Source organism: Oceanobacillus caeni, assembly GCF_042678465.1.
GTDB lineage: Bacteria > Bacillota > Bacilli > Bacillales > Amphibacillaceae > Oceanobacillus > Oceanobacillus caeni.
Genome location: NZ_JBHTKV010000015.1, coordinates 26,017 through 34,132, shown reverse-complemented (window position 1 = coordinate 34,132; position 8,116 = coordinate 26,017). Strand labels below are relative to the sequence as shown.

General features: G+C 33.4%; 9 protein-coding genes. 1 reads left to right on the top strand and 8 read right to left on the bottom strand.

From position 1 onward, the window contains the following. Positions 1 to 493: 493 nt before the first annotated feature. The 7 genes from ACFQ18_RS11585 to ACFQ18_RS11555 all read right to left on the bottom strand — a co-directional run bounded on the left by ACFQ18_RS11585 (position 494) and on the right by ACFQ18_RS11555 (position 5,387). Positions 494 to 871 carry an SET domain-containing protein gene (locus ACFQ18_RS11585; protein WP_047184369.1) on the bottom strand — a complete coding sequence of 126 codons (378 nt, stop codon included), beginning with the start codon at positions 869 to 871 and terminating at the stop codon, positions 494 to 496. 168 nt (positions 872 to 1,039) lie between these two features. Next, positions 1,040 to 2,311: a hypothetical protein gene (locus ACFQ18_RS11580; protein ID WP_204798353.1), complete on the bottom strand. Its 1,272-nt coding sequence runs from the start codon at positions 2,309 to 2,311 to the stop codon at positions 1,040 to 1,042. 30 nt (positions 2,312 to 2,341) lie between these two features. Then, complete coding sequence (locus ACFQ18_RS11575) at positions 2,342 to 2,920, bottom strand: hypothetical protein (protein ID WP_204798352.1); 579 nt, start codon at positions 2,918 to 2,920, stop codon at positions 2,342 to 2,344. Between the two features lie 14 nt (positions 2,921 to 2,934). Then, positions 2,935 to 3,135, bottom strand: a complete 201-nt coding sequence (locus ACFQ18_RS11570; protein ID WP_204798351.1) for a hypothetical protein — start codon at positions 3,133 to 3,135, stop codon at positions 2,935 to 2,937. 66 nt (positions 3,136 to 3,201) lie between these two features. Next, a complete protein-coding gene (locus tag ACFQ18_RS11565; RefSeq protein ID WP_379566397.1) occupies positions 3,202 to 3,756 on the bottom strand; it encodes a histidine phosphatase family protein in 555 nt (184 codons plus the stop codon). Positions 3,757 to 3,834: 78 nt separating this feature from the next. Beyond that, the gene (locus ACFQ18_RS11560) at positions 3,835 to 4,542 is read right to left on the bottom strand and encodes a hypothetical protein (protein ID WP_204798350.1); all 708 of its coding nucleotides are present in this window, start codon (positions 4,540 to 4,542) and stop codon (positions 3,835 to 3,837) included. Next, complete coding sequence (locus ACFQ18_RS11555; protein WP_204798348.1) at positions 4,539 to 5,387, bottom strand: ABC transporter ATP-binding protein; 849 nt, start codon at positions 5,385 to 5,387, stop codon at positions 4,539 to 4,541. Before ACFQ18_RS11555 ends, ACFQ18_RS11560 begins: the two co-directional genes overlap by 4 nt. 542 nt (positions 5,388 to 5,929) lie before the next feature. Here ACFQ18_RS11555 and ACFQ18_RS11550 point away from each other — a divergent pair. Continuing rightward, positions 5,930 to 6,937: an Rpn family recombination-promoting nuclease/putative transposase gene (locus tag ACFQ18_RS11550; protein ID WP_204798347.1), complete on the top strand. Its 1,008-nt coding sequence runs from the start codon at positions 5,930 to 5,932 to the stop codon at positions 6,935 to 6,937. 268 nt (positions 6,938 to 7,205) lie between these two features. Here the strand turns inward: ACFQ18_RS11550 and ACFQ18_RS11545 are convergent, their stop codons facing one another. After that, positions 7,206 to 8,081 carry a YitT family protein gene (locus tag ACFQ18_RS11545; protein ID WP_060669145.1) on the bottom strand — a complete coding sequence of 292 codons (876 nt, stop codon included), beginning with the start codon at positions 8,079 to 8,081 and terminating at the stop codon, positions 7,206 to 7,208. Positions 8,082 to 8,116: the final 35 nt, after the last annotated feature.

Here is an 8,116-nt window from a genome sequence, read left to right as displayed (position 1 = left end):
TGCCATGTGCTGATATGGCTTCAACTTTTACTGATATCTCACGCCCGAGCGCTGATATAGCTCCAATTTTTGCTGATATCCCATGCCATGTGCTGATATAGCTTCAACTTTCTTTTACTGATATCTCACGCCCGGGTGCTGATAAAACGCCCTCTCTATCTATGCGTAATATTAAACCCAGAAATCTTAGAGAACATTCACCCATTTGTCTAATGAATGACCATTCAAGATTAGAAATACTAGAGACCAAAAAGAGGTTGGAACATAACGAAATGTTTAACTCAAAAGACGAACAATCCCGCAGAATTTCCGGAGCAGTTTATCCACTCCAAACTTCTGCAAAGTTCGGATTTCCCTTTTGATAAACATTTTTGTCCCAACCTCTTTATACTAATCATTGGCTAATATGCATTTTTTGAAATTTTTCCTCAACAGTAACTACCATCAAAATTGGATACTTTTTATTATAAAGCAACAACTTATATAAACCTTTTTAGTCTTGATTAAACCAAAGTGGATCATTGTTATCAACTTCACCGTTATAATTGATTAGAATCTCGTCCCCTGCTTTTATATCTGTGTAAGCATAAAAATTAAATGTGTGGTTGTCAAAGTTAATCTCATAAGTTGCATTTGGTTCATAAGAATGGTTAAACAACATTCCATAACCAAGAAGGATAGCAGTGTGATTGATCCCATACTCAAAGGCGTAATCAGCTAGCAACGTTTTCTCAATGTGTTGATGCTGATCGTTTGGATAAGCGATAACAGGTGCTTCATGTAATAGCTCTCCTTTTTTGAAATCACATGTAGCAAATACCCCTCTATTAAATTCTCCATCACTTAGCGGAGATGTCTTTACTTCAATCATGTTGTTCACCTACTCACTTTTAAAATATTCTCTCCAACTGTAACATTAATTTCAACAAGAAGCACTCTTTATCTTTATTTGGATTGATTTCGTTCATCATGCAAATTCATCCACTCTGCATGCGTAATTGATAATACTTAATTATTTTATTTTTATTAGCCTTTTTTACTACAAATCATCTAATGCAACAATTTCTCCGTTTGATCCATTCACTCCATATTCACAGTCAATCTTTCCGCAAAGAACATACTGCTTGCGTTCAAAGTCATAAACATAATAGGGATTTATGTCGAATTTATCTTTTATTTTCTCATACGATTCTTCCCTTGTTATAGTAACCTCATCTGGTGGGGAAAAATGATCAAACATCTCCAACATCGGTTTGTTATCCACATAATTTACTGCTTGGAATGATTTTGGATCAATGATGATGACAAGTTTTCTTTGAAACACACGGTTAGTCTGATTGCTCATTCTTAATATGGCGTTTATATATCCGTTTTCACGATGAAGTGTTTTAAACATCCATTTTCCTGTGTCTTTTGGATAGTCTTGTCGCAATAATTCCCGTACTGTTAATAGGCATTTCTCTTTTTCTACCTTTGTAATTGGGAAAGAATCAGGAGACGGCTCCAAGGTAAAGGCTTGATCTACCGTGACTTCCTCCAACCAATTAACCTCTTTCCGATCAAAAGGTTTATCAATCGGTTCATCCCAATGAATGGTTTCTCCTATTTTTTGATATGACCTAACATCTTCAATAAATTCAAAGGGGATTAAAGATTTATTCTCATTCGTAACATAGAACTCTTCAACGGCATAAATAGGAAATAATTTCTCCTGTTCAAATGAAGGAAATTCAATCAATTTCAGCTGTTCCTTTGCCAGATGTTCTACACTTTCAAAAGTAAGTGTATATTTTTCATCCTTTACCAGTTCTTTAGTAGAAAATTGACCAAGTACAGAGAAAAAAGTTAACCTACCTTCATTATCTAATTTGATTTCAATGGACCCTGAAGGAGAAACTGCGATACCGTCAATACATTCATTAAAAAGAAGTCTGCCTTCCTCTTCTTTATATAACTGAAATTGTTTACCATAGGTTAATCCGGTTTCCCGCTCAATCCATTTTATCATGTCGTTTCTATCCAAGCCTGCGAATGTAACCCCATTATTTGCATACGTCTTATCCATGACAAAAATAACACTTTCGTATTTTCGAGTAGTTACATCTACATCGATTACCGCTGTACCTTCTGGATTGGAATCATCATCTTCAGGTACAATGACATGGTTTGGGAACCACTCCATCGATAATGTAAAAATCGTCTCATTAAAAATATTTACATTTCTTCTGAGACTATGACTTTGTAAGAAGTAATTATCTAGGCCGAATTTCGTTTTCGTTAAATTAACTAATTCTGTTATTCTTCTATCCATCATTTTCTTCTCCACACCTTTTAGTATAACTTAATCCATACAAGCTTCTAATTTTGAAACCAATTCTTTGTATTTAGCAAAAAAATCCCTAATCGGAATAACAGAAAAATAAGAAGTGATTTGGGAATCTGCCAATAGACAATCATCATAAATTAAACTAATATTCAATCGCCTTTGAGGTTTTACTCCTTTTTGAATGAGCAAATTGGCCAATTCTGTATATAATTGTTGCCCCATTTCATCGACAGATTTTTCAACTGAAATATGACCTGCGAAGCTATGCCACCACACGTTGAATGTTTTATATATTTGATTAAATGCCTTTGAACTATTTTCATTAATCACAAATAGCTTTTCATAATACAAATCTTTATCTTGATAAAATGGAATGACACCGTTTTTATTGTCTTCGGCTATTCGTTGAAATATTTCATTCCATAGTTCTTTAAACTTTATTTCAAAGTCATCTTTAAACACCACTGTTATTGGTAAATAAGGAAACCTTAATTTTTCTTCATTTTGATCTTGATTTAGATAAATGTTTTGTATGTAAATCAAAAAGTTCAAAGCAAAAGATGTATCAGTCCCAATCTCTAATGAATTTTTCATACGCCTGCTCCTTTTTACTTTTCTTCCGCTCTAGCATTCTTTATATCAAAGATCCCTATCGTTCCAAAAACCAATACACCTAATACTAAAATACCTGTAAGAATCCAACTTTTACCCCAACTTGTAATTGCACTTAACAAACAACTTAACGCAATGACTAACACCCCATATTTTTCCCGCCATTTTGTAAACTTTGAAGTACCTTCATTACTCAAAAAACTCAACCCCTTAAGGTAGGTAACTTAGATTACCTTTGTCACCAATAATCATTCATCAATGTATCAGGGAATAGGTTGTACAATTCCAATGTTTGCACCTGTCTTTCTTTTCCCTTCCCATCTCTTTTTCTGTAATTCCTTTGCTATTAACATATAAAAAAAGCCATGTCCCACTAATACTACCGATTTATATTTTTCTACATACTCAATTAATTGCTCTGAAGCCTTTACCGCCCTTATCTTTGCATCTCTTAAAGACTCGCATCCGTTAGAATAACCACAAAACCATAATAATCTTAAAAAAAACGTCCAAGTGCTCGGTCTTAATTTCACATATTTTATGGATGCAATTGGTAATTCTGCTTCTCGAAATAAGGAGTCGGAGATTGTTTGAACTTCCGGTTTTAGTAGTTTAGCTGACTGAACAGCCCTTTCTAAATTACTTGTCACAACTATTTTGGCGTTTTCTACTTTCTCTCTCGTCTCAAGAGGATAGGTTAACTCTTTAAATACACCATTGGAATCATATTTTTCTACCCATTTCTTAAACTCTGAACAAATCACCTTGTCATTTTCATTGAGTTGTGACCTTCCGTGTCTAATCAATGATATTTCCATAACTAATCTCCTTGAACTATCTATAATGGTTTATTTCTTCAAAATTTAATGTTCTCTTGTTTAATACACTGCTACAAATCATTTTTGAAATCTCTTCGCTAACGTTAAGAACAGAAATAAAAGAAGCAGTGAATAAATGATAATCCATAAAAATGGAAATAAAGAAAGATCCAAGATACTTTCACCATTCCAATTAAATAATATAGGTTGTGTACTAGCTGCCGGGGGAATTATCCAAGTTATGTTCTTAAGATATAATGGAAGGGCATCATATATTCCTAAAGCTGCTAAAGATATGACGATAGCAAGAGATAATCCCCCATAAGAATTAACGGCGCTTTCCGTTATCACTTTACTAAATAAACTTGCAACACTTATTCCTAGTATCGATAGAAAAACAAGGTTCACAATGGAAACTAGGCCAATTTTTAAAGTTACTGGTTCCTCAAACATACCAAAAATAATTGGATAGATAAATGCATAGAGAATTAGTATCAAAGAAATGATCCAAACGGCAATTAATTTGGATAGATAATATCGATTCCTACCACCTAGATGAAGAATCATCACTTGCCTTTGAACAGGTGAATCAAGTGATAAAACACTCATACATAACCAGGCGGATATAATATATACAATCAATGCCGATATAGCATAACTATCAATTACTGGATTTTGGGTGTAAGAATAATAGACAAAAATCAAAATAATGAATGTTGAAATAGGTGGAAAATACTTATGGGAACGAAGATAATCGTGTAAAGTATATTTTATTAATGCTTTCATAACGATCTCTCCATATCATTTAATGTTACCGTTGATACCGCCTCAATACTTCCATTTAATTGAAGAACTCTAGATAAAATAACATCGCTCTCTTTTACTGGAACATAAAGATATAATTGTTGGTCCTTTTCTTCCAACTCAAGTATCTCGCCCCACTCTTTAACAAATGATTTGTCTACATTTCGAACTACCAATAATTTTATAGATTGTTTTTCAATAGATTCCGTTACTGAAATACTTCCATTATGTAATAAAAAAGTGTTATCTACTATTGACTCAAAAATATGAGACTCATGATACGTTATCAATACGGTGGTTCCTTGCCTTTTCAATTCCCCTATGATTTTCACTAATTCTTCCTGCGATTCGAAATCAAGACCGGATAATGGCTCATCCAAAATTAATAGGTTGGGCTTCTGCATAATTGCCTGGATAAGTCCAACTTTTTGAATATTACCTTTTGATAGTTCCATGATTCGATGGTTATCCAGTCCTTCTAGCTGAAATCGGTGTAATAAGTTCTTGATTCTTTTCGTTAAGTAATCCTTTGAGATTCCACTCATCTCCCCCATGTAACGTAAATATTCACTTGGGGTGAATCGAATATTTTTAGGAAATCTTTCGGGCACATATCCGATTTTGATGTTTTTGTTAAGGTAATGGACCTTTCCAGAACTTGGTCGTTCAATACCCGCTAGGATCCGTAGTAAAGTGCTTTTTCCCGTCCCATTTCCACCTAAAATTGCAATGGCTTGATTCTCATTTATCGATAATGAAATATTACGTAAAACATTTTTATTCGTATAGATTTTACTAATATTTTCAAGTTCAACAAGTTTGTCCATAAAACGCTCCATTCTGAGTGATCAAGTATAACTACTTATACTTACGAAAAAATCACGTTGAAGTTTCAATATTTTCTTCATTTATTATAAGTTAAACTCTACTATAGATGGGAAAAAAATTTTATTTAGGTGTATACATTTATGATTACTTACTCGTTGTATAAGTATAGGGAGGACAAATTATGAAAAAGGAAGTCTTGTAGAACTTTTTGCTGCAAAGTAATTTCCAGTTTTATAAAGGATTCCTTATATCAAACCTGAGAAATAAGCGGACAAGAGACACAAGGATAGGTATCTCTCCACATGGTTTATACTTAGACTAGGAGAATAAACTGCCCTTGTGTCGCCCATATATGCTAAATTTGCGTTTCAGTTCAATTTATCCTCACCAAAATACCTTTTTCCTTTAAGTAAAACTCCATTTCTGACCAATACCATATCCTCCATTTTCAAATTTAACTAGTTGTTTATTTTTGAAAATTCAACAATAATGATGGAAATTGCAGATTAATCGAATATAATAAAGAAAAGAGGTATTTGGTGTGTCAAAAGTAAATAAATCGGGAAAGATTAATAACGAACATGATGTCGGATATAAATACTTATTAACCACAAAACAAGTATTTATCCAGTTGCTCCAATCGTTTGTAGACAAAGATTGGGTAGACCAAATTGATGAAGCAAATACGGAACTGATAGACAAATCGTTTATATTACCAGATTTTCAGGAAAAAGAAGCTGATTTGGTATATAAAATGAAACTTAAAGAGCAAGAAGTCATTTTTTACACGCTAATGGAATTACAATCAACCGTAGATCATCAAATGCCCTATCGCTTATTACTTTACATGGTTGAAGTCTGGCGCGAAATTGTAAAAAGTAGTGATGACCGTAAAGTGAAACAAAAGGATTTTCATCTTCCTGTTATCGTACCAATTGTACTATACAATGGTGCGGGAAATTGGACGGTTCCACTGGAGTTCAAACAAACACTCGGCAAAGCAACTATGTTTGGAGACCAAACACTTAATTTTAAATACATTCTACTCGACGTGAATCGATATACTGATATTGAATTACTTGAGTTATCTAATTTAATTTCTTCTATATTTTATTTGGATCAAAAAAACAAGAATCCTAACGAACTTTACAAAAAACTAAAAGCGCTAACTGGCGCATTACAAAACTTAACGCAAAAGGAATTCACATTATTTCAAAATTGGTTTAAACAGATTGTTATGAAACGTTTCCCCGTTGATCAGCATAGGAAAATGGAACAAACAATTGATCAAGCAAATCCAAAGGAGGTTAACCAAATGATTTCGAACTTAGGAGAAGACTTAAAGCGGTTTTACGATGAAGCTCAGGCTAGGGGTTTAAAAAAAGGGATGGAAAGAGGAATAGAGAAAGGGATAGAGAAAGGTAACAAAGAAAAGGCAATCAAAGTAGCTGAACATCTGCTATTAAAAGGAATGTCATTAGCAGACATTGCTGAAGTTACGGAATTAAGCATAGAGGAAGTAGAAGATTTAAAAAGCAATCGAAATTAATTGGATTAACTTAATCATAGCAACTATTCAGCACTGAAATCAGAAACATACCTAAGTAATCCTTTCTCTTTAGAAAGGGTTACTTTTTTGCACTATATAAGGAAGGTGAAAAGCTAGTTATATGGAGGGGTAAATACGAGATGAAGATTATTAAAAAAGGACAGGCCGATCCCGTTTCCTCCCTTTAAACGTATTTAATTACTAGTTCAAAGTTGGAAAACATAGTCTCATCGAATGTGTCATTTTTTAATAATCCTCATAAGTCAAATTAATGAATATTGTGCTTTTTAAAATTACCACCTTTAACTTCTGCCACATCATATACCGTAACAAAAGCAAATTTGTCAATTTCATAAATGATTTCTTTCATTTTACTGTCCTCTAAACGGTTAATAACACAAGTTATTTCCTTGAATTTCTCATTTGAATAACCGCCTTCAACTTCATTAAACGTAGCGCTTCGACCTAGGCGATCACGTATGGTTTCTACCATTAATTCAGGTTGATTGGTTATGATTTTAAAGGTTTTCGAGCCACTTAAACCTTCTTCAACGGTATGAATTACTTTTGAGGCAATAAAATAAGCGATTCCCGATAAGAAAGCTCCTTGTAGACCAAAGACCGTTGAAACAACAATAAACACAAACAAGTTTAAGAATAAAATTAAATCACTCGTTCCAAAAGGCAATTTCCGGGATAGTAATACGGCTAACATATCAATACCGTCTAATGCTCCGCCATTTCTTAATGCCAACCCCATACCAAAACCAATAATAATACCACCAATAACGGTTACTAGTAACGTATCTCCTTGAATAATGGTTGGTATATGGTGCATAATGCTAGTCCCAAATGCTAGTGAAGCAATACCTATAACGGAATAAATAGCGAAACTTTTCCCAATCTGTTTATATCCTAAAAATACAAATGGGATATTTAGTAGTGCAATTAGAACCCCTAAAGGTAATCCAATTAATTGTGAACCAACGATACTTAGACCTGTAACACCGCCATCTGATACGTTGTTTGGAATTAATATTGCCTCTAAACCATATGCAGTTATAAATGCCCCGATAATAATTGATAATCCTCGTAATACCATTCTAAGTTTATTGGTCTTTTTTTGCTTCGTAATTGTACTCATTTCATTCCTCTTTCCAACTATTTCTCTTGTTGTAA

Coding starts and splice junctions, on each gene's coding strand:
- ACFQ18_RS11585 (WP_047184369.1), bottom strand. CDS start 871: ATGATTGAAGTAAAGACATCTCCGCTAAGTGATGGAGAATTTAATAGA.
- ACFQ18_RS11580 (WP_204798353.1), bottom strand. CDS start 2,311: ATGGATAGAAGAATAACAGAATTAGTTAATTTAACGAAAACGAAATTC.
- ACFQ18_RS11575 (WP_204798352.1), bottom strand. CDS start 2,920: ATGAAAAATTCATTAGAGATTGGGACTGATACATCTTTTGCTTTGAAC.
- ACFQ18_RS11565 (WP_379566397.1), bottom strand. CDS start 3,756: ATGGAAATATCATTGATTAGACACGGAAGGTCACAACTCAATGAAAAT.
- ACFQ18_RS11560 (WP_204798350.1), bottom strand. CDS start 4,542: ATGAAAGCATTAATAAAATATACTTTACACGATTATCTTCGTTCCCAT.
- ACFQ18_RS11555 (WP_204798348.1), bottom strand. CDS start 5,387: ATGGACAAACTTGTTGAACTTGAAAATATTAGTAAAATCTATACGAAT.
- ACFQ18_RS11545 (WP_060669145.1), bottom strand. CDS start 8,081: ATGAGTACAATTACGAAGCAAAAAAAGACCAATAAACTTAGAATGGTA.